At 46.3% G+C, this 1,491-nt stretch carries 3 protein-coding genes; all 3 read right to left on the bottom strand.

From position 1 onward, the window contains the following. A partial coding sequence (locus C3420_RS16970; RefSeq protein WP_171294487.1) for an IS66 family transposase zinc-finger binding domain-containing protein occupies nucleotides 1-633 on the bottom strand: 633 nt, incomplete at its 3' end. Nucleotides 634-707: 74 nt separating this feature from the next. Beyond that, a complete protein-coding gene (tnpB, locus tag C3420_RS16965; RefSeq protein ID WP_000618090.1) occupies nucleotides 708-1,043 on the bottom strand; it encodes an IS66 family insertion sequence element accessory protein TnpB in 336 nt (111 codons plus the stop codon). Then, the coding region (gene tnpA / locus C3420_RS16960) for an IS66-like element accessory protein TnpA (protein ID WP_228152989.1) at nucleotides 1,040-1,491 on the bottom strand (452 nt) is incomplete at its 5' end. The genes tnpA and tnpB, both read right to left, overlap by 4 nt.

The raw sequence follows: 1,491 nt of genomic DNA, 5'->3' as shown, positions 1-1,491 counted from the left end.
GCCTTTATCAATCACATAGGCTGGCATCGCTTGCTGAGTCAGAGTGTCACACTGATCACAGACCCATTTACCACGCACATGCTGTTCCTTATAGAACTGTGCCGGTCTGAAATTCAGTTTTTCACTGACATCTTCACCGATACGACGCAAGGTACAGCCACAACTGCATTGTGTTGATTCAGGTTCATGCTCAATACGGAGGGTGTGTAGATGATCTGGCAACAGCCGACGTTTAGGTTTGTTGACTGGGGCTTTCTGTGCAGCTGCATTGGTTTTATCTGCATTCAGTCGTTCCAGTTCCAGATCAACCGCTGCAATATCTTCTTCAACCGCTTCATCCCAGAGATGGATTTGTTTTGCGGTTAGATGTTCGTTTTTACTGCCGAATTTATGCTGTTTAAATAGTGCAAGCTCATGCTCGTATTTTTGATTGAGAATAGAAAGATGTTGAACTTTAGAATCTAATTGCTGATTGGTGACTTCAAGATGTTGAACTCTGGCATCTAATTGCTGATTTGATTGTTCCAGTTGTTGTTTAGATTGTGCCAGAGACTGATGCTGCATCGCCAACTGTCTGGTAAATTCCAGCAGTTGTTCATGGGTCAGTTGGCTTAAATCAGGCAGCGTATTCATGACCGCAGTATGCCTGAGGTCATGATGCAGAGGAAATAGAACGTTTGGAGAATAGCAGAATGGATGAGCCTGGTTTAGAGCATTGTTACCACTTGCTGCAGTCCGATTCTTTGCCAGGGCAAACCCTGGATCAGTGCCTGTAACTGCTCCGGGCTGATCGCCATACTTTCACCCTGGTGAACTTTAGCCCAGTGGAATTTCCCCTGTTCCAGCCGCCGGGCACACAGCCAGATACCCAGTCCATCATGCACCAGCACTTTCATACGATGGCCACGCTTATTACAGAACAGGTAAGCGCAATGCGGTTTGATGTAGCCAAAGGCTCTCAGCACCTGAGCCATGGCTGTATCCATCCCTGCACGCATGTCCATCGGCTGGGTAGACAACCAGATCTCATCAATACGAATCATTGAGTCAAACCCTGGATCAGCAACAGTAATTCAGTTACTGACTCCACCGGCCAGTCGATCTCGATCATCTGATCCCTTGCGGAACTTGGTGCCTCATGTAATGGAATCCTGATATGAGCGACAGCTTTCTTCTCTGGCACAGGTGGTAGAGGTGCTTCTTGTTTGACTGGAGTCGGGTGAAGAATGACCGGAAGAAAGTCAGTCTGTGGAATGGATGGGGTTTTTAATGCAGGGGGCATTGATCTGGACTGACGAATCCATTTATGTAGCAGATTGGCATTGATCTGATGTTGCATTGCTACCTTGGCCACTGATGTATCTGGCTGCTGGCATTGCTGAATAAGTTGATGTTTAAATTCAGCTGTGAAGGTTCGACGGGGCTTTTTTAGCGTTGGTGCACTGTCTATAACTGTCTTTAAATCCATAAATAGGTGTCCACTTAAATTTA

Source organism: Acinetobacter sp. ACNIH3 (genome assembly GCF_002918965.1).
GTDB lineage: Bacteria > Pseudomonadota > Gammaproteobacteria > Pseudomonadales > Moraxellaceae > Acinetobacter > Acinetobacter schindleri.
Note: the sequence above shows the minus strand (reverse complement) of the source record. Positions and strands in the feature narration are given on the sequence as shown.

Excerpts from the sequence above, each read along its gene's own strand:
- tnpB (WP_000618090.1), bottom strand. The coding sequence starts at position 1,043 with ATGATTCGTATTGATGAGATCTGGTTGTCTACCCAGCCGATGGACATG.